At 59.1% G+C, this 19,814-nt stretch carries 13 protein-coding genes; 11 read left to right on the forward strand and 2 right to left on the reverse strand.

The features are described from left to right. Positions 1-348: 348 nt before the first annotated feature. A complete protein-coding gene (locus tag OKC28_RS07105) occupies positions 349-8,859 on the reverse strand; it encodes a GH36-type glycosyl hydrolase domain-containing protein (protein ID WP_270688412.1) in 8,511 nt (2,836 codons plus the stop codon). A gap of 528 nt (positions 8,860-9,387) precedes the next feature. On the opposite strand from OKC28_RS07105, the gene atpD reads away from it, so the two are divergent. The 9 genes from atpD to OKC28_RS07150 are packed head-to-tail and all read left to right on the forward strand — an operon-like array spanning position 9,388 to position 15,999. Further along, positions 9,388-10,809, forward strand: a complete 1,422-nt coding sequence (atpD, locus tag OKC28_RS07110) for a F0F1 ATP synthase subunit beta (protein WP_265433001.1) — start codon at positions 9,388-9,390, stop codon at positions 10,807-10,809. Then, positions 10,799-11,188: a F0F1 ATP synthase subunit epsilon gene (locus tag OKC28_RS07115; protein WP_270688414.1), complete on the forward strand. Its 390-nt coding sequence runs from the start codon at positions 10,799-10,801 to the stop codon at positions 11,186-11,188. The genes atpD and OKC28_RS07115 overlap by 11 nt, the downstream gene beginning before the upstream one ends. Beyond that, positions 11,181-11,516 carry an AtpZ/AtpI family protein gene (locus OKC28_RS07120; protein WP_219593511.1) on the forward strand — a complete coding sequence of 112 codons (336 nt, stop codon included), beginning with the start codon at positions 11,181-11,183 and terminating at the stop codon, positions 11,514-11,516. Before OKC28_RS07115 ends, OKC28_RS07120 begins: the two co-directional genes overlap by 8 nt. Then, positions 11,506-11,808: an ATP synthase subunit I gene (locus OKC28_RS07125; protein ID WP_265432999.1), complete on the forward strand. Its 303-nt coding sequence runs from the start codon at positions 11,506-11,508 to the stop codon at positions 11,806-11,808. The genes OKC28_RS07120 and OKC28_RS07125 overlap by 11 nt, the downstream gene beginning before the upstream one ends. Next, on the forward strand, positions 11,798-12,514 hold the full coding sequence (locus tag OKC28_RS07130) for a F0F1 ATP synthase subunit A (protein WP_270688417.1): 717 nt from the start codon (positions 11,798-11,800) through the stop codon (positions 12,512-12,514). The genes OKC28_RS07125 and OKC28_RS07130 overlap by 11 nt, the downstream gene beginning before the upstream one ends. Before the next feature lie 2 nt (positions 12,515-12,516). Then, a complete protein-coding gene (locus OKC28_RS07135; protein WP_099991851.1) occupies positions 12,517-12,798 on the forward strand; it encodes a F0F1 ATP synthase subunit C in 282 nt (93 codons plus the stop codon). A gap of 3 nt (positions 12,799-12,801) precedes the next feature. Beyond that, positions 12,802-13,590 carry a F0F1 ATP synthase subunit B family protein gene (locus OKC28_RS07140; protein WP_270688420.1) on the forward strand — a complete coding sequence of 263 codons (789 nt, stop codon included), beginning with the start codon at positions 12,802-12,804 and terminating at the stop codon, positions 13,588-13,590. Beyond that, complete coding sequence (locus OKC28_RS07145; RefSeq protein ID WP_234576406.1) at positions 13,580-15,121, forward strand: alternate F1F0 ATPase, F1 subunit alpha; 1,542 nt, start codon at positions 13,580-13,582, stop codon at positions 15,119-15,121. Before OKC28_RS07140 ends, OKC28_RS07145 begins: the two co-directional genes overlap by 11 nt. Continuing rightward, positions 15,118-15,999, forward strand: coding sequence for a F0F1 ATP synthase subunit gamma (locus tag OKC28_RS07150; RefSeq protein ID WP_270688422.1), 882 nt, complete (start codon positions 15,118-15,120; stop codon positions 15,997-15,999). Before OKC28_RS07145 ends, OKC28_RS07150 begins: the two co-directional genes overlap by 4 nt. A 287-nt stretch (positions 16,000-16,286) precedes the next feature. On the opposite strand, the gene OKC28_RS07155 is transcribed toward OKC28_RS07150, so the two are convergent. Next, positions 16,287-17,171, reverse strand: a complete 885-nt coding sequence (locus tag OKC28_RS07155; protein ID WP_270688424.1) for a LysR family transcriptional regulator — start codon at positions 17,169-17,171, stop codon at positions 16,287-16,289. Between the two features lie 109 nt (positions 17,172-17,280). Here OKC28_RS07155 and budA point away from each other — a divergent pair, with 109 nt between their 5' ends. Continuing rightward, entirely contained in the window at positions 17,281-18,060 is a 780-nt protein-coding gene (gene budA / locus OKC28_RS07160) for an acetolactate decarboxylase (protein ID WP_005311953.1), read from the forward strand. A gap of 27 nt (positions 18,061-18,087) precedes the next feature. Then, positions 18,088-19,758 (forward strand): acetolactate synthase AlsS, encoded by a 1,671-nt coding sequence (gene alsS, locus OKC28_RS07165; RefSeq protein WP_270688436.1) that lies wholly within the window; start codon positions 18,088-18,090, stop codon positions 19,756-19,758. Positions 19,759-19,814 lie beyond the last annotated feature (56 nt).

The following is a 19,814-nucleotide window of genomic DNA, read 5'->3' on the forward strand; positions in this document are numbered from 1 at the left end:
ACGTTTCTGGGTTTCCTGATAGGCTGGTTCAAGGAGTCGGGGTCATCCCCCAGCATGCCTGCTTCAACCTCAACATGACAGCTCACTCGACAAGCCCGCGACCAGAGGAACTAATCAGATGATACCTGTGCGATCCAAAGAAGACCTGGATCGCTATCAGGTAGCCATGTAGCTAAAGATCCTGTATATCACGATGCCATTCCTGAGATGGCCTATACCCCAGTCCTTGGCTTGGTCTGGCTGGGATACACGTCATGATCAGGATAAAAAGTTGGGCGTGCGTGCAATCAAGCAAAAAGCGGCCCGGGAGCAGGCCGCTTTGTCTCTACCTTGTTCAATCAGACTCTGTTATTGCCCCGCCAGGGTAATGTCAATCCTGTGGTGCCCATCGATCAGTGGTACGCGAAATGGTGAGCCGCAAGGCTCCATCAGCACGCCATCGAGTCGGATTGTGTCTGCTTGCAGCCCCGATAACACCTCTGTATTCACCGCTATGTTGTAGTGGGCGGCATCAAGGGTGATGGCTGCGCTAAATCCGGGCCAATGCGCGGGCAAGTTGGGGGCGATGAGCAACAGCTGCCCCTCACGACGGATCCCCAATATGCCTTCGATACCGGCCTGATACATCCAGCCAGACGCCCCCGTGTACCAGGTCCAGCCGCCACGACCGTTGTGCGGCGCGACTGAGTAGATATCCGCAGCCATCACGTAAGGTTCAACCTTGTAACGCTCGACGGCCTCAGGATCCAGTGCATGGTTGATGGGGTTGAGCAGGCAGAACAGGTCATAAGCCTTGGTGCCTTCTTTGAGGCGTGCGAAGGCGAGGATGGCCCAGATGGCGGCATGAGTATACTGGCCGCCATTTTCGCGCAGTCCGGGCGGATATCCGCGAATATACCCCGGATTCTGGGTCAGCTTGTCGAACGGTGGACTGAACAGCAGAGACAAGCCCTGATCGTATTTGATGAGGTGTTGCTCCAGGGATTGCATGGCTATTCTGGCTCGGGTCGGGTTGGCCGCACCGGACAGGACGGCCCAGGATTGTGCGATGGAGTCTATCTGGCATTCGGGGCTCTCTTTTGAACCCAGCCAGCTGCCGTCATCGAAGGTCGCCCGGCGATACCAGGCACCATCCCAGGCTTTGCGTTCCAGCGCGACCCCGACCCGGTTGGCATGAGCCAGCCAGAGCTCGGCACGCTTATCTTGACGGGCGTGGGCCAGAGGGGCAAACAGACTGATGGTGCGCAGTAGCAACCAGCCTAGCCAGACACTCTCCCCCTTGCCTGCACTGCCGACCTGATTCATCCCATCGTTCCAGTCACCCGAGCCCATGAGTGGCAGACCATTGCTCCCGGTGAGCGCCATGGCTTGATCCAGACAGCGAGCGCAATGCTCATACAGAGAGGCTGACGTTTCGGATACTTGTGGCAGGAAGAAGGCATCCTGCTGATCCGTGCTCAGTGCCGGGCCTTCCAGAAACGGGATCTCCTCATCGAGAATGCTGTCATCGGCACTGCTTCGAACGTAGGTGGCCGTGGCGAAGGCCAGCCAGACCCTGTCATCGGAGATCCGGGTGCGCACACCCTGGCCCGAGTGGGGCAGCCACCAATGCTGCACATCCCCTTCAATGAACTGGCGAGCGGCCGTGCGCAACAAATGTTGTCGTGTGCTCCGGGGGTTGGCAAAGCTGAGTGCCATCCCGTCTTGCAACTGGTCGCGAAAACCGTAAGCGCCTCCCGCCTGATAGAAGGCAGAACGAGCCCAGATCCGGCATGCGAGCGTTTGATACATCAGCCAGCCGTTGAGCATTATGTCCATGGCCCTATCCGGGGTCTTGACCTGAACGGCCCCGAGCAGTGTCTGCCATTGAGCCTCCACCTCGTCCAGCACCACATCGAGATCATGACGATAGCGGGTGACGAGGGCACGGGCTTGTTCGGTTGAGCCTGCCTGACCGAGCAGGATCACAAGCTCAAGGCTCTGGCCCGGGGCAAGATCAACATGGGTTTGCAGCGCTGAACAGGGATCAATCCCGGCCCCTGTGCTGCCAGACAAGGCTTTATGGCTTGCCAGCGCCGCAGGAGAGGCGGGTTGACCACGGTATCCCAGGAACTCACTGCGATCGGCGGTCCAGCTCGTTTGCTGTCCCCCCAGATCGAGGAAGGCTACCCGGCCAGGGAAGGCGGCATTCCAGGGGTTGTGTGCCAGCATGGCCCCCGTCTGTGCATCTATCTGGGTCGTGATAAAGGGGGCTGTGACGCTGCGAGAGGCGCCCAACACCCATTCTACGTAACAGGTCACTGAGAGACGGCGGGGGGCATTCGTCTGGTTGCGCAGTGTCAGGCGGGAGATCTTGACGGGATCCGCTACCGGGACATATTGCAGCAACTCGCTATGGATGCCGTGAACCTGATGCTCGAAACTGCTGTAACCGTAACCATGACGAGCGATATAGGTACCGCCATCACGAATGGGCTGAGCGGTCGTCGTCCAGAGATCAAGGGTCTCTTCATCGCGAATATAGATGACTTCACTGACGGGATCCGTCACAGGATCATTGGACCAGGCGGTCAGCTGGTTCTCTTTGCTGTTGTCTGCCCAGGTGTAACCACTGCCTTCGGTGGATGCTTGAAAGCCAAACTGCGGATTGGCAATCACGTTGATCCAGGGGGCGGGTGTGGTGTGACCCGCGCTGAGCAAGGTGACATATTCACGTCCGTCTTTGGCAAACCCACCCAGCCCATTGAAACACTCCAGCTCGGGATGCTGTAAATGTTTGCTGGCGCCGATGTGGGGCGCCCTGAAGACAGGTGAGGGTTGCGGTGACTGGGATGTGTCTGGCAGACGGGCCAGTTGCTCCTGCAGGGAGCCACGGCGAGCGACCAGTACGACCCGCGCCGCCGCATACAGCAGTTGGCAAACCTCGGCATTCATCAGATCGGTGCGCACCGTATAGACGGAGCCGCGGGCCAGCTCGCTATGGAAGCGGGGTCGGGACTGGCTGCTGCGCACGGCTGTCTCTATGCCATTTTGCAGATCCTGCACATAGGTGGCGGCGTGCTCATTGACGATCACCAGGTCGACGGCCAGACGTTTCATGCGCAGATATTCATGGGTCAGCAGCAGTTCGCGTACCTGAGCCAGATCCTCTATGTCATCGATGCGCAGCAGCATGATGGGCAGGTCACCTGAGATGGCGAGCTGCCAGAGGGCGGATTGCAATGCCAGCCCATGCAATATGGTGTTCGATGAGGCGCGAAAGCGCGAGTCTGCGTAGAGCAGGGGAGCTGCGAGCCGCTGGAAGTTGGCCGCATCCGCCGCCTGAATATCCAGATGGTGCAACTGCACCTGTGCCTGGGTCCATGCCAGCGTCTTGGCCCGTTGGAAGGCATGGCGGTTGTGGTGCTGATCGATGAGATCGAGCAAGGCCTGCCGCGATGAAGCCACAAGCGTCCAGAATGCAACCTTGGTACTGCTGCCGGGCAAGACCTGCACCTGCTGGCGCAGCGAGAAAATGGGGTCGAGCACTGTGCCCGTTGTGTTGGACAGGGCAACATCCCGCTGCAAGGCATGGGCCGAGGCCAGAGTTCGACCCTGACCAATAAACCGGGCACGATCGGATTCATATTGAAGCGTACCGGCCAGCTGCTCCTCGACAATGATGAAGTGAGCGGCCCAGATCTCGCTGTCTTCCGGTGTTCTGGGGCGCCGGGTCGCAATCAGCGCGCCCAGCTCCGCCAGAAATTCGGTGACCACAAAGAGCTTGCTGAAGGCGGGATGTGCCCTGTCAGTTTCCGGTGTGGTCAGCACGACCTCGGCGTAAGAGGTGAGCTCGATACAGCGGGTGCTGCGACCACGGTTGTTCAGCGAGATACGTCGTACTTCGCCATCCGCTTCACCGGACACCAGGACTTCCAGTGTGGTGGTAAGGCGGTCGTGATGATGAATGAACTGTGCCCGATCCTCGGCAAAAACAACTTCCCCCTTGTGGTCGGAATTGCCCAGCGGGTGCGCACAAGGAGACCAGGTCTCACCACTGTGAACATCGTGCAAAAAGAGGAAAGAACCCCAGTGGTCCCGAGTAGCATCCTCATGCCAGCGGGTGATGGCAATGTTGCCCCAACGGCTATAGCCGGCTCCCGCACTGGTGAGCATGACGTTGTAGCGACCGTTGGAGAGCAGGTGGGTCACGGGGGCACCCAGGGTCGATGAGGACAAGCGGCGTACTGATCGCACGTCCTGTATGGTCCTGATCCGCGATGCCTTTATCTCGGCGGCACGGGGTCTGACAATGGGCATGTCCTGCGGGATCCGCTCTTGCAGCAGCAGTTCACAAGCCTGAATGATGGGCTCTTCATGAAATCTGGCGCGCATCAGCCCCTGATGCAGGGCATTGGCGAGGGCGACGATCGTCATCCCCTGATGATGGGCCATGAAGTTGTGCACTATGGCCACATCCTGGTTATCGGGCAAACGGGACGGGGTAAAGTCCAGCGCCTCGTAAAAGCCGTAACGCCCACCGCCACCCATGGCAGCCAGCCGTTGATAGTTTTTCAAGGCAGCGCCCGGGTTGACCATGGCGGCCAAACCTGTGGCATAGGGTGCTATCACCCGGTTTTCGGCCAGTCCGCGCTTGAGGGCAAGCTGGGGAATGCCGAAGTTGGAGTATTGATAGGTGAACTCCATGTCCCGGGCGTTGAACGCCGACTCCGATATGCCCCATGGAATGCCCAGCGAGTGGCCATAGCTTATCTGCAAGTCGACGATCAGGCGGTTGGTACACTCCAGCTGAGATCCGATGGGGGCCCTCATGACAAGGGAGGGCATCAGATACTCGAACATGGAGCCGGACCAGGAGATCAGGGCCGCAGCTTGGCCCAGCGGGGTAGCAGAGCGACCCAGCTTGAACCAGTGCTTGGTCACGACATCGCCTTTGGCGATGGCGAACAGGCTGGCAAGCCTTGCCTCCGAGGCGAGCAGATCATAACAACTGTTGTCGAGCCGGTTGTCGGAGAGGGAATACCCGATGGAGAGCAGCTGGCGCTCCGGATCCAGCAAGAATGCGAAGTCCATTCCCATGGCCAGGGTGCGTGCGCGTTCGGCCAGTGCCTGCAGCCGTGGCGCAAGCGCACCGGGCAGGCTGGCGTCATCCAGGCGATGTTCGGCCACCGTCTGACTGAGCGCCTCTGACCAGAAGATAAGCTCGGCCCCCTCTTTGGGATGCGCTGGCAGATCAATACGGTGTGCTGTCTCGACGCCTTGCTGCGCAAGCCGTTCGAGCTCAGCTAGCTGGCTTGTTACGGGCTGCTCGCCATAGAGCTGGTTGCGGATTGCTTTCAGGCAGGCCGTGAGCGCGTTCACCGGCTCGTTGTTTTTCACCGGGTAGGCTTGCAGGGCCTGACGCATCAGCAGATAGGTGTCTTGCAAGCCGCTACGTATCGAGCTGTTGTCGGCGGCTTGTTGCCAGTTTTCGCAGGTGCTCGCGACCACCAGCAGATGGCCCGCAAGATTGCCACTGTCAACGGAAGAGACATAGGCCGGTTCCAGGGTGAGCAGGCGCCGGGTGTCATACCAGTTGAAGAAGTGGCCCTTGAAGCGCGGCAAGTGTTGCATCACCTCCAGGGTGGCTTCCAGCCGTTTGATGACGGCCTCGCGCCCGGCCCAGCCAAAGTCATTGGCAGCCAGGGTCGAGAGCAAATAGAGCCCCATGTTGGTGGGCGAGGTTCTATGGGCAATGACCTCTGTCGGAACTTCCTGAAAGTTGTCAGGTGGCAGCTGGTTGTCGAGATCGGTCACAAAGGTCTCGAAATAGCGCCATGTCTTGCGGGCAATCAGCCGCAGCTCTACCGCTTCCCTGGCACTGCAGGTCATCTGTTTGCTCAGATAACGGGGCCGGCTGGTCCAGTACGCCACCAGGGGGGCCAGCAGCCAAAGGGTGCCAAAAGGCAGTACCAGCGGCCAGGCGGTGGGGGCACTGAACAGCGTCATGGCGCACACTCCCATTCCCAGTACCGCACCGCTCATCATCATTTGGTAAAAGCCCAGGCAGGCCAGTCGCGGTGCGCCCGAGGTTTGAGCCGTTGTGGTCCACTCCAGCAGGTGGCGATGTGACAGGGATAACCGGAACAGAGTACGGACTATGGCATCTGTCATGCGCCAGGTCTGGTCGGCCAGAAAGGTGAGGCTGAGCAGGGTTTGCATGACGGCACGCTGCAGGCTATTGCCAATCCTGCCCACATAATGGTGCCATAAAATATCCTGTTTCCGGGGGAGTATGGTGAAGATGAGGGGCAAAAATATCGGAAGAGCAAGACAGGCAAGCAGCATCAGATCCGCCGCCACGGCCGTGCCCAACGGCAGTTGCCAGGACGCCAGAAAAGCCAGCAGGGCACTCGGTGCCAGCAGTGAACGGCAGAGGTTATCAAACATTTTCCAACGCCCTATCAGGGGCAGTGAGTGCTGGCCGTGTTTGCGCTGGCAGATCCAGGCGAGCAGCTGCCAGTCGCCGCGTGTCCAGCGATGCTGCCGTTTGGCACTGACGTCGTACCGCGATGGAAACTCTTCGACAACTTCAATGTCCGAGGCCAACCCTGCGCGGGCAAAGATGCCCTCAAACAGGTCGTGGCTCAGGTGACTATTTTCCGGTACACGCCCTTCCAGCGCGGAGGTAAAAGCATCGACGTCGTAGATGCCCTTGCCGGTGAAAGAGCCTTCTCCGAACAGATCCTGATAGATGTCCGAAACGGTGGCTGCATAGGGGTCCATGCCGCCAGGCCCTGAGTAGAGCCGTTGGTAATAAGAGCCATCCTGACCCAGTGGAAGAGAGGGGGTGACACGGGGCTGGAGAATGCCATAGCCATGGGTGACGCGCTGCTGCTCGGCATCAAAATGCGCGCAGTTGAGGGGATGCGCCATCTTGGCAATCAGGCGACTGGCGGTATCCCGCGGCAATCGGGTATCTGCATCCAGGGTGATGACATAGCGCACATTGTGGGGGACGGCAGGGGGCTGACCATCGATCACCATAAAACTGGTGTCCGTTGCTCCTCGCAGCAAACGGTTCAGTTCATAGAGCTTGCCACGCTTGCGCTCCCAGCCCATCCAGCACTCCTCGCCCGGGTTGAACTGGCGGTGGCGATGGAGCAGCAGAAAGCGCGCCCCTGACGGCCCGGGGCCATATTTGCTGTTCAAGCGGGCGATGGCCTGACTGGCTTCGCTCAGCAGGGCCGCATCTTCGGGCATGTGTTCCTGGGCTGCATCCATCCCATCGGAGAGCAGGGCAAAGCTGAGGTCGCCACTGATCCCTGACAGGTGATGGATCTCCAGTTGCTCGACTTGTGCCAGCAGATCGGAGTGAGAGGTCAGCAGGGTGGGGATGACCACCATGGTGCGCAGGGATGAGGGAATGCCGTGAGTGAGATCCATGGCCGGCAGAGGCATGGGCACCAGATAAAAACTGATGAGATAGTTGACCAGCGAGATGGCTGCCGCCTTGACCGGCAAGAAGGCAAACAGGATGAAGAGCGGCATCCAGAGGGACCATGGCTCACCGGGCTGTGCGAGCTGCTGGTAGGTGAATGTCAGCAAAAGCAGCGTCAGCAGGGTAATGATGCCGACATAGCCGCCGATCCCGAGTCGGGAATGAAACCGGTGAAGTCGAAGGCGTAACGGGGGGCGAAAACCCAGATCGGTTTCCAGGGCGAGTCGGCCCTCGGCCATCAGATGATAACCGGGATCCTGCACCCTGAGTTTCATGTCATCTGGCAAGGTGTCGACATCTTGTCGGGTCGCCGACAGGACCCGCGCCGTGACATCCAGCTCATCGTGGGGGGAAGAGCGGGCCAGCAGCTCGATTGCCCGGCGATAGAGATTGCGGGTGGGAAAGTCCATCTCGGCGAAGTTGCTGCTGGCTCGTAACTGCTGATCCACCAGACTCATCTTTTCAAATTGCTCGCTCCAGTCGATGTTCGAGATGAATCGCATGCTGGTGATGATGTTGCGAATGGTGACGTTGGAGGCCCCCTGCCGCTGCTGTGCATGCTGGACCACTTCATCGATTGACCCCCCCTGCAGCGTCAGGCGCGCTTCCAGCCAGCCGAGTGCCGGTGTGATATCGGGATCCTGGTCACGCAGTTGTTTGACGAGTTGAGCGGCAAAAATCTCGGACAGTGGGCCTGTGGCACGGGAGGCAATGTCTTCGTTCAGCGCAGACAAGGCGCACCCTGCGGCGAGCAGGCGCGAGCAAAGGAGATCTGCATCGGCTCTGGCCTGGCGGGCCAGCGTGATCTGCTCAACCAGACGCCGCAAGTTTTCAATGAGCACGATCCTGAGGGTGATGGGGACAGCCCATAACTCACCAATGGTCAGCGGTTGCACACGCTGATAGGCCAGGATGAAACGGCTCAAGATCTCGGGGTCGAAGTGGCTGTCGTTGTGGGCAATGAAAGCCCAGGCGATGCCAAAAACTCTGGGATAACCGGCAAAGGGGCCTTCGGCCAGCTTTGGCAACTGGCGGTAGTAGCTGGTGGGCAGGCTGCTGCGGATCTCGTAGATCTGAGCTTCGACCAGGTGATAGTTGTCGAGGAACCACTCGGCCGCATGGGTCAGATCATGCCCCAGTTCGAGTTCAGCTGCATTTGCCTGATGGGCGGATGACAAGACGGCCTCGTTTTCTTTCAGGCGCAGATGCAATGATTGCACCGCCGCCGGTCTGGCGGTGACTGACTGGGCTTCTGCCAGCGTCATGGCGTGGGATTCCAGCCGCTCTATGCCGAACAACTCTTCACGAACGGGCTCCTTGTCCTGCCAAGGGTCATTGGTTGGCTTGAAGCCAAATAACCTAGCGCACCAACCATTCATGGATATCTCCCTGCTTGTTGTTACCGGACCCGGGTCCGCGTTCGTGGAACATCAATCCATCGTTGGATATGGGTAATGTCTCTCTGTTGTCGGCGGCTCGGTTGGAGCCATCTACATGCATGACTGATGAAGGGGCCAGTCTCGCCTGTCGCGCGACAGCAGACAGGCAAGGGCCCAGGTGTTGGGTAGCTAATGAACTGTTCAATGGAAGAACGGGGAAAGGTGAGTCCTGGCGGTTCTTCAAAGGCGGGCATAAATGACCTGCCGCCAGATCTGACAGTCGTGGTAATTAAAATAAAAATGCAGTAGCCGCGAAAACACTATGGCGGGAGGGCGGCGGGCTGTCTGTTCGTTAACGTACATATCAAGGTAGGCCGTACTGGTAAGGTCGAACCGTCCTGTTGCACCTTGCTCAACGATTCACTTGAGTTCGCTCATGCCTCGGGCCACTTCCTTGTCAGGGTTGCCAGTGACAGTCTGGTTGTCTCCTGGTCATGGTTGAAGGACAACGCAGACTAGGGAGTTGATATGACTGACAAGACAGCACCATCCCGTACCGGCACAGTGGTCTCGGTGCGTGGCAGCGTGGTGGATGTTCGCTTCGACACGCAATTACCCCCCATTCATTCACTGCTGAGAACGGGTGATGAGGGGGACATCGTCATCGAGGTTCAAGCCCAGCTTGATGCACAACGCGTGCGTGGCATTGCCCTGACTCCCACCCAGGGATTGGCGCGGGGCACCCTGGTGAACGACAGTGGTGGCCCCCTGTTGGCGCCGGTCGGCAAGGGCACGCTGTCACGAATGTTTGATGTCTTTGGTCAAGCGATCGATCGTCTGCCGCCCCCAACCGTGGATTGGCGTAGCGTACACAACACGCCGCCGGCATTGGCAAGGCGCTCGACGCAGCCTGAGATTTTCCTGACCGGGATCAAGCTGATCGATGTACTCATGCCCTTGGAGCGCGGTGGTAAAGCCGGCCTGTTTGGCGGTGCAGGCGTTGGCAAGACTGTCCTGCTCACGGAAATGATCCACAACATGCTGGGTCAGCATAAAGGGGTGAGCATCTTTTGCGGGATAGGTGAACGTTGTCGCGAAGGCGAGGAGCTCTATCGCGATATGAAGGCCGCTGGCGTGCTCGACAACATGGTGATGGTGTTCGGGCAGATGAACGAATCCCCGGGCGCCCGATTTCGTGTGGGTCACGCCGCGTTGACCATGGCGGAGTACTTTCGTGATGACGAGCATAGCGATGTGTTGCTGCTCGTCGACAATATATTCCGCTTTATCCAGGCCGGCATGGAAGTGTCTGGGCTGATGGGGCAGATGCCGGCTCGTCTTGGCTACCAGCCGACCATGGGCACTGAGCTGGCCCAACTGGAGGAGCGCATCGCCAATACCGATACCGGTGCCATCACGTCGATCCAGGCTGTTTATGTACCCGCAGATGACTTCACGGATCCGGCCGCCGTGCATACCTTCTCGCACCTCTCCGCATCGATTGTGCTGTCGCGCAAACGGGCGAGCGAAGGGCTATATCCGGCCATTGATCCCTTGCAGTCAAATTCCAAAATGGCGACGCCTGGCATCATTGGCGAGCGACACTACACGCTGGCACAGGCGATCCGCCGCACCCTGGCACAATACGCCGATCTCAAAGACATCATTGCAATGCTTGGTATGGAGCAACTGTCGAGCGAGGACCGCAACGTGGTGGCGCGTGCCCGGCGACTGGAACGTTTTCTGACTCAGCCATTTTTCACTACTGAACAATTCACCGGCATGCAGGGGCGACAGGTGAGCCTGGACGATGCCCTGGCGGGTTGCGAGCGTATTTTGCGCGACGAGTTCAAGGATGTACCGGAAAGTGCGCTGTATATGATCGGAGCCATCGATGAAGCGCTCGACAAACAAGCCAACAAAGAGAAAGCGAGTTCCCATGAGACTTAAGATTTTGTTGCCTTTCAAGGTGTTTGCCGAGAAAGCGGATGTGCTGCGCATCGTTGCCGAATCGACATATGGATCCTTTGGTCTGCTACCCAATCGGCTCGACTGCGCTGCCGTACTGGTGCCGGGCATTCTGGTGTTCGAGACGAGTACAGAGCACGAGGTCTGTGTTGCGGTCGATCAGGGGGTATTGGTGAAGACGGGTGACGAGGTGCTGGTGTCCGTGCGCAATGCCATCGGCAACCTGGAACTTGAACAATTGCGTGCCGCCGTTGAGAGAGAATTTTTAACGCTTGATGAGCAGGAAAAAAGCGCGCGAGCTGCGCTGTCAAAACTTGAAGCGGGTTTTGTACACCGTTTCGTGGCCATGCAACATGACTGAGCAAGGACGCAAGCCGGGCGATGGCAAACGCGGGTTCAGCGAGCTGATTGGCAACAAGGCTGAGCGAAAAGTAAAGGCGCAGCAACAAGTCACACGCACCGTCTGGTCGGGTCTGGGCATGATGGGTCTGATTGGCTGGTCGATCGCGATCCCCACATTGCTGGGGGCGGCACTGGGTCTTTGGCTTGATGAGCGATACCCGGGCGGCCAGTCATGGACGTTGGCGCTGCTGGCTGCGGGTCTGACCCTCGGCTGCTTCAATGCCTGGCGCTGGTTGGCAAAAGAAGACAGTGAAATTCACGATAAGGGAAAAAAACATGATGAATGAATGGCTCATTTTGAGTGGCAGCCTGTTTGCCGGCGTCGTGCTGGGCCTGCTCTTTTTTGGCGGCCTGTGGTGGACGGTTCGCCGAGGCGTCGCCTCTGCCCAGATAGCCCTCTGGTTTTTTTGCAGTCTGCTTCTGCGCTCGGCGATCGTGATGGTGGGCTTTTGGCTCGTTGGCGGTGCTGACTGGCAGCGCTGGGCGGCTCTGCTGCTGGGGTTTATCTTCGCTCGGCTTGTTGTCACACGAGTCACTCGCAAGATGCCAGTATTGATCGGTGCTCAATATGCACCTTAGCCCGGACGCCCTTGTTTTCTGGCAATTCGGCTTTGTCAAGCTCAATGCCACCATCGTCTACAGCTGGGGCCTTATGTTCGTATTGACGTTCGGTTCATGGCTGGTGACCCGTCGCTTGTCGAAAGGACTGGACCGTAGCCGCTGGCAGAACCTGTTGGAAATCATAGTCACCGGTATCGTCGATCAGATTGCGGAAGTCGGGCTGCTCAAGCCACGGCTCTACCTCGGCTTTATTGGGACGTTGTTTCTTTTTGTTGCCAGCGCCAACCTGGTCACCATCATACCTGGCTACGAGCCACCTACCGGCTCCTTGTCGACGACCACGGCACTGGCTATTTGCGTATTCTTTGCCGTCCCGATCTTCGGCATTGCCGACAGCGGCCTGACCGCGTATCTGCAAGCCTACGTCAAGCCGACCCTGATCATGTTGCCTTTCAATATTGTCAGCGAATTGTCGCGCACCTTGGCATTGGCCGCCCGTCTGTTTGGCAACATGATGAGCGGAACCATGATCCTTGCCATCTTGCTCACCATAACCCCCTTTATTTTTCCTGTAATCATGAGTGCGTTAGGGCTGCTGACCGGCATGGTGCAGGCCTATATCTTCAGCATTCTGGCGGCCGTCTACATCGCCGCTGCCACCCGGGTCCGTGAACCCAAGCCTGAAGTAGCTCCCGAAACCACCCCCATTTCCCAAAAGGACTGATCATGGACAGTTTGACCCTCATTGCCATTGCTTCGATTATCACATCTGGCTTGACCATCGCCATTGGCAGCATAGGCCCGGCGCTCGGTGAAGGCCGGGCGGTGGCGATGGCGCTTAGCGCGCTGGCGCAACAACCTGATGCATCAGCCACCATCACTCGTACCCTGTTCGTTGGCTTGGCCATGGTCGAGTCGGTGGCTATCTACTGTTTTGTGGTGTCGATGATCCTGATCTTCGCCAATCCGTTCTGGAATCAAGCCATCGCCGCCGTGGCAGGAAAATAGATCATGCTTATCGACTGGTTCACCGTCGGCGCGCAAGTGGTCAACTTTTTGATCCTGGCCTGGCTGCTGAAACGCTTTCTCTATCACCCGATACTCGATGCAATTGACGCCCGTGAGAAGCGCATTGCTACCGAGCTGGCCAATGCAGCTAAACAGCAAGCATCGGCTACAGAGGAGAGAGAAAATTTTGAGCAACGAAATTCCGAGCTCGATCGCAACAAGGCAACACTCCTCAAAGAGGCAACAGAGGCTGCTCATGTCGAGCGCCAGCGGCTGCTTGACGAGGCAAGGCAAGCTGCGAGCGCCCTGATTGCCAAAGGCAAAGCCTCCCTGCAAAGCGAGGCGCACGCACTGCACCATGATATTCGCCAGCGGACCAGCCAGGAGGTCTTTGCCATTGCGGGCAAGGCATTGACCGATCTTGCCGGTATCACGCTCGAGGCCCGTATGGTCGATGTGTTCGTCGCCCATCTGCGTGACCTGAACGACACCGACAAGGCGGCGCTGAGCAAGGCGCTGAAGACCTCCGGGCAGCCACTGGTGGTCAGCAGTACCTTCGCGTTGTCGGACGAGCAGCGCAACTTGCTGGAGACGACTATCCAGCCATTACAAGATAAGGCCCCCGCGTTGCGCTATGAAACTGTGCCGGAACTCGTGTGTGGCATAGAGCTGTGCGCCGAGGGTTACAAGGTTGACTGGAGCATTGCCGAATACTTGGTCAGCCTGGAAAAAAGCATTGATGATCTGCTCAAACCCGCCAGTACTTCACAAGGTACAGCCAATGCCTCCTGATACTCTGCAGCAGGTATTGGCATCGACTTTCTCCGCTATTGAGAAGGGCCGCGACACCTTTGTTCATGGCATAGTGACCCGGGAAGTCGGCTACATCACCCGCGTTGCCGCCGGCATTGCCAGCGTCTCCGGCCTGCCGGGTGTCGGCTTTGAAGAGGTACTTGTTTTCCCCGGCGGCATTCAGGGCATTGCCTTCAATGTCGATGAAGATGAGATTGGCGTTGTGCTGCTTGGAAATTATTGGCTGTTGCACGCTGGCGACCAGGTTGAGCGCAGTGGCCATGTTGTCGATGTGCCGGTCGGGGAGCGCCTGATTGGCCGGGTCATCAATCCTCTGGGCGAGCCTCTCGACGATCAAGGGCCATTGTCGCCTGGGGAGCGCCTGCCGATCGAGCGTCCTGCCGCTGATATCATGGATCGGGCCCCGGTCACAGTGCCCTTGCAAACCGGCATCAAGGTCGTTGATGCGCTCATTCCCATTGGACGCGGCCAGCGCGAATTGATCCTGGGTGACAGGCAGACTGGCAAGACGGCCATTGCACTGGACGCCATTCTCAATCAGCGTGACAAGAATGTGCTCTGTGTCTACTGTGCCATTGGCCAGCGTGCCGCCGGCGTTGCCAAGGTGATTGCGACGCTGCGAGAAAAGGGGGCGCTGGAGTACACGGTTGTCGTCGTTGCTGAAGGAAACGATCCCCCTGGTCTGGCCTATATCACGCCCTATGCCGCGACCAGCATTGCTGAGTATTTCATGGAGCAGGGGCGCGATGTGCTGGTGGTTTACGATGACCTGACACATCACGCCCGTGCCTATCGAGAACTCTCCTTGCTGCTGCGTCGACCGCCGGGTCGCGAAGCCTTTCCCGGTGACATTTTCTACATCCATTCGCGTCTGCTCGAGAGAGCCACCCATCTGTGCAAGGAACTTGGTGGCGGCTCTCTGACGGCCTTGCCCATCATAGAGACCGAAGCTCAGGATATGTCGGCTTACATCCCGACCAACCTGATATCGATCACCGATGGTCAAATTTACCTGTCACCCGTTCTCTTCGAATTGGGGGTGTTGCCTGCGGTCGATGTCGGCCAGTCCGTGTCGCGGGTTGGCGGCAAGGCGCAGCGTGCTGCCTATCGGGCTGTTGCCGGTGATCTCAAGCTGGCCTATGCCCAGTTCGAAGAGCTGGAAACCTTTTCGCGCTTCGGCGCCCGACTCGATGCAGCCACTCAGTTGCAGATCGCGCATGGCCGTCGCATCCGTGCCTGTTTGAAACAACAAGAATTTTCACCCTTCCCCATGGTGCAGCAAATTGCAGTGTTGCTGGCGCTGAGTGCGGGTTTGTTTGATCAGATCCCGCTCGACAGGATGAAAGAAGCCGAGGATGCCGTTTGCGATGCCGCCGACCAGGTCTCGCCAGCGCTCTGCGCCCGCTTGGAAAGCACCGAAACACTCGAGGATGAAGACAGTGCTCAGATTGTTGACCTGGCGCGGCAAGCACTCGTTCAGTTCCAGCCGGTTGACGAGGTAAGCGAATGAGTAAAACAGCCGTCAGTCTGCGTCGCCAGATAGCCAGTGCCAGTGACCTCGAATCAGTTGTGCGGACGATGAAGGCGATGGCCGCCTCGAGCATTGGTCAGTATGAAAATGCGGTGCGTTCCCTGGATGACTATGACCGAACGGTTCAACTCGGCCTGCTGACCTTTTTTCGCCAACAGCAGGGCGACCTGGTTCGGCCCGCAGCGCTCAAGGATGAGGGGCCCACGGGGGTCATCGTATTCGGGTCGGATCAGGGGCTGGTCGGGCAGTTTAACGAATCATTGGTTGAGTTCGTCAGTGAAACGCTGGATAAGCTGCCAGGTCGTAAAATCATCTGGACCGCAGGTGATCGTATCCGCTCCCGCCTCGATGACAGCGCCCTTACCTTGGGACGGGCTTTTCGTCTGCCCAGCGCCATCTCGGCGATCACTCCGCTGGTCAGCGAGATCCTTATCGAGACAGAATCTCTGCGCGAGCGCGGAGAAGTCAGCAATATCCTCTTGTTTCACAACCGCCCAAAGTCCGGCTCGCTTTACGAGCCTGTCTGTCAACCCTTCCTCCCCCTCGATGCCACATGGCAACAGGCCTTGATGACCCGGAGTTGGCCGACCCAGTGTCTGCCAGAGTTGATTGGTCGCAGGGAAAATACCCAGATGGCGTTGGTGCGCGAGTATCTCTTTATCTCCTTGTTTCGTGCGTGCGCCGAGTCGCTCGCGAGTGAAAATGCCAGCCGGCTTGCTGCCATGCAACGGGCGGAGAAAAACATTGGTGAATTGCTGGATACGCTTGAAAGTGAATTTCATCGCCTTCGCCAGAGTGCCATCGATGAAGAGTTGTTTGATGTGATCGTCGGTTTTGATGTGCTGCCGGATGACTAGATCCAAGGCAAGAGAGAGGAGGGTGTATATCACCCGTGGCATGCCCGGTGAGAGGGTGACAATTCATGGCGGTCGCATGCTGGCCTGTCGGTTGGATAACGCCATGAATGCCCATGTTCGTGAACCTCATCAATCCATTTAGGTCGCCTGTCCAACCGGATTGGATGCTGGCCGCATGAGTGTGCCCAGCCCTGCCAACTCGTCCATGGCTCTGACCCCCGCCAGCGTCTCGTTCACATGTGCCTTGTTGTTCTGCTGATGGGATGTCGGCCAGTGCCTGGGGAGGCTCAGCGCCGGCTCGGGATCAGCCCTATCAGGTGCTGCAGGCTTTTCTGGCGTGGATGGCGGCGGGTGGCGAGGCTGATGCGGGTGGTGAGCGGTTCATCGGCGATGGGGTGATAGCTGACGCCGTGGGGGTGCAGCTCGCTCACAGATCGCGGGATGATGGCAACCCCGAAACCGGCCTGCACCATGCCGACGGTGGAGATCACCTGCGGGCTCTGGCTGCCGAGACGGGGGCTGAAACCGGCCCGCTGGCAGCGTTGAGTGATGGCATCGTGCAGGCCCGGCCCCAGTTCGCGGGGGAACAGGATGAAGGGATCCTGCGCCAGGGCCTCGATGGCGATGGCGCCCGTGCTTGCCAGCGGGTGATGCGGGGGGAGGGCGATCAGCATCTCCTCCTCATCGATGAGATGGTGAGTCAGCGCCGAGCTGCTGCTGCACGGCAGGCGCAGTATGGCGGCATCCAGCTCCTCGCTCATCAGGTCGCGCACCAGATTGGGCATGCTGTTCTCGATGGGATGCAGGCTCACCTCTGGCCAGGCCTGGCGAAAGTCGTGGATCAGGCGCAGTACGCTCGGGTGCAGCACAGTGGAGCCGGCAAAGCCCAGGCGCAGGGAGCCAAGCTGACCGCGGGCGATGCGCTGGGCCTTCTGCATGGCCTGCTCGGTTTGCGACAGTATGCCCTTGGCACCCTGATAGAGGCTCAGCCCCGCCTCGGTCAGCTCCACACTGCGGGTCAGCCGGTGAAACAGCGGCGTGCCCACCTCCTGTTCAAATTTGCGGATCTGCTGGCTGAGGGGCGGCTGGGCCATGCCCAGCGTCTCGGCCGCCTTGGTAAAGCTCTGCTTCTCTGCCACGGCTACCAGGTAGCGCAGGTAACGAAATTCCATATCTGGTACGTCTCGAAGCTGATGGGTTTGGATATTGGTATCAAAGTGTGATCTTGGTCACTATTGAATCCTGATTTGCCAACCTAACAGGATTGGAGGTTAAATCCAAATGGAAACCCATACACAGTGTGACTGTGCCATCGAGATCAGCCAGCAGTTTGCTCGCTGGCAAGCCCGTCAGGGTGGTGGCGAGGTCTATCAGAGCTCTTTGATGAGCGCCCTGCTGGCCGGCGTCTATGAGGGCGAGACCACCATGGCCGATCTGCTGCGCCACGGCGACTTCGGCCTTGGCACCTTCAACCGGCTCGACGGCGAGCTGATTGCGTTCGAACGCCAGATCCATCAGCTCAAGGCCGATGGCTCGGCCCGTCCTGCCCAGGCCGGGCAGAAAACCCCGTTTGCGGTGATGACTCACTTTCGACCCTGTCTGGAGCGCCGCTTCGATCACCCCCTCAGCCGCGACGAGATCCATCAGTGGATCGATCAGCTGGTGGGCACCGACAACGTCTTCGTCGCTTTTCGCCTCGATGGTCTGTTTGAGCAGGCCCAGGTGCGCACAGTGCCCTGCCAGACTCCCCCCTACAAGCCCATGCTGGAAGCCATAGAGGCACAGCCCTTGTTCTCTTTCAGCCAGCGGCGCGGCACCCTGGTGGGCTTTCGCTGCCCGCCCTTCGTGCAGGGGATTAATGTGGCCGGCTATCACGAACATTTCATCACCGAAGATCGCAAAGGCGGTGGTCACATCCTCGATTACGCCATGGGCCACGGCCAGCTGCAGCTGTCTGTGGTTCAGCATCTCAACATAGAGCTGCCGCGCAACCCTGCTTTTCAACAGGCTGACCTCAATCCCGCCGATCTGGACCGCGCCATCCGCGCTGCCGAAGGTTAATCCCTTCGCTTACAAGGAGTTATTCTCATGGAAAATCAACACTGGAGCTGCGGGGCCGAGCTGGTCGTACGCCATCTGGAGGCGCAGGGCGTCAAGCAGGTATTTGGTATTCCGGGGGCCAAGATCGACCGGGTATTCGATGCCCTGGAAGATTCCCCCATCGACACCATAGTGGTGCGTCACGAGGCGAACGCCGCCTTCATGGCCGCCGCCGTGGGCCGTCTGACCGGCAAGGCTGGGGTGGCGCTGGTGACCTCGGGCCCAGGTTGTGCCAACCTGATCACCGGCCTCGCGACCGCCACCTCGGAAGGGGATGCCATGGTGGCGCTGGGGGGCGCCGTGCGACGTGCCGATGGCCTCAAGCTTACTCACCAGAGCCTGGACACCGTCAGCCTGTGCCGTCCCGTCACCAAGTTCAGCGCCCAGGTGGGAACCGGATCCGCCCTGTCCGAGGTGATGGCTAACGCCTTTCGTTGTGCCGAGCTGGGCCGTCCCGGCGCCGCCTTCGTCAGCCTGCCCATGGACATCATCAACGAGCCGACCGATGGCGCCATCCTGGTGCCCAGAGCCATACCCGAACCGGGCGCCGCCGATGAGGCCGGCATAGACAGGGCGCTGAGCCTGCTGGCACAGGCCCGCAAGCCGGTGGTGCTGCTCGGTCTGCTGGCCAGTCGGCCGGAAAACTCTCTCGCGGTACGCGCCTTTTTGGACAAGAGCCGGTTGCCGGTGACGGGCACCTATCAGGCGGCCGGTGTGGTGGATACCCACCATTTCGATGACTTCGCCGGTCGGGTCGGGCTGTTCAACAACCAGCCGGGGGACAGGTTGCTGCAGGATGCGGATCTGGTGATCTGCATAGGTTACAGCCCCATCGAATATGACCCTGTGCTGTGGAACGGCACGGGTGAGCGGCAACTGCTGCACATTGATGCCCTGCCTGCGGAGATCGACAGCAGCTACTGCCCGGCGGTTGAGCTGGTGGGCTCCATCAGCGCCAATCTGTATTGCTTGACCAAGATGTTGCACAAGCCGCTGGCACGGGATCCCGCCATCGCCGCCCTGCTCGAGGAGATCCGCACCCAGCGCTATCAGCTGACCCAGCATGCCCAGCATCTGGGGGGCATGCCCATCCATCCGCTGCGCATCGTCAAGGAGCTGCAGGACATCATAGGGCAGGACATGACGCTGTGCGTGGACATGGGCAGCTTCCACATCTGGATTGCCCGCTACCTCTATAGCTTCCGGGCTCGCCAGGTGCTTATCTCCAACGGTCAGCAGACAATGGGGGTAGCGCTGCCCTGGGCCATAGGTGCCGCCATGGTGCGGCCGGGGGAGAAGATCATCTCTGTCTCCGGCGATGGCAGCTTCATGCAGTCGAGCATGGAGCTGGAGACGGCGGTGCGGCTCAAATCCAACATAGTGCACATCATCTGGGTCGATAACGGCTACAACATGGTGGCGATGCAGGAGGAGAAAAAGTATCGCCGCAGCTCGGGGGTGAGCTTCGGGCCCATCAACTTCAAGGCCTATGCCGAGTCCTTCGGAGCGGCCGGGTTTGCGGTCACCAGTGCCGAGGATCTGCGGCCTACGCTGCGCGCCGCCATGGCAGTCGTTGGACCTGCCGTAGTAGCCATACCGGTGGATTACAGTGACAACCACCTGCTGATGGAGCAGCTCAGGCCAGAGTTGTTGAGCTAGCGATCAAGGGGGCAGCCCGAGTTGCGCCCGGCCAATAGCAGAGCGCCCCTTGCCAA

Source organism: Aeromonas sp. D3 (genome assembly GCF_027705025.1).
Lineage (GTDB): Bacteria > Pseudomonadota > Gammaproteobacteria > Enterobacterales > Aeromonadaceae > Aeromonas > Aeromonas salmonicida.

Bases quoted from the DNA above. Each gene is read 5' to 3' on its own strand.
- OKC28_RS07130 (WP_270688417.1), top strand. From the start codon at position 11,798: ATGCACCTTAGCCCGGACGCCCTTGTTTTCTGGCAATTCGGCTTTGTC.
- OKC28_RS07155 (WP_270688424.1), bottom strand. From the start codon at position 17,171: ATGGAATTTCGTTACCTGCGCTACCTGGTAGCCGTGGCAGAGAAGCAG.
- OKC28_RS07120 (WP_219593511.1), top strand. From the start codon at position 11,181: ATGACTGAGCAAGGACGCAAGCCGGGCGATGGCAAACGCGGGTTCAGC.
- OKC28_RS07135 (WP_099991851.1), top strand. From the start codon at position 12,517: ATGGACAGTTTGACCCTCATTGCCATTGCTTCGATTATCACATCTGGC.
- OKC28_RS07105 (WP_270688412.1), bottom strand. From the start codon at position 8,859: ATGAATGGTTGGTGCGCTAGGTTATTTGGCTTCAAGCCAACCAATGAC.
- OKC28_RS07125 (WP_265432999.1), top strand. From the start codon at position 11,506: ATGATGAATGAATGGCTCATTTTGAGTGGCAGCCTGTTTGCCGGCGTC.
- alsS (WP_270688436.1), top strand. From the start codon at position 18,088: ATGGAAAATCAACACTGGAGCTGCGGGGCCGAGCTGGTCGTACGCCAT.
- OKC28_RS07145 (WP_234576406.1), top strand. From the start codon at position 13,580: ATGCCTCCTGATACTCTGCAGCAGGTATTGGCATCGACTTTCTCCGCT.
- OKC28_RS07115 (WP_270688414.1), top strand. From the start codon at position 10,799: ATGAGACTTAAGATTTTGTTGCCTTTCAAGGTGTTTGCCGAGAAAGCG.
- atpD (WP_265433001.1), top strand. From the start codon at position 9,388: ATGACTGACAAGACAGCACCATCCCGTACCGGCACAGTGGTCTCGGTG.
- OKC28_RS07150 (WP_270688422.1), top strand. From the start codon at position 15,118: ATGAGTAAAACAGCCGTCAGTCTGCGTCGCCAGATAGCCAGTGCCAGT.
- budA (WP_005311953.1), top strand. From the start codon at position 17,281: ATGGAAACCCATACACAGTGTGACTGTGCCATCGAGATCAGCCAGCAG.
- OKC28_RS07140 (WP_270688420.1), top strand. From the start codon at position 12,802: ATGCTTATCGACTGGTTCACCGTCGGCGCGCAAGTGGTCAACTTTTTG.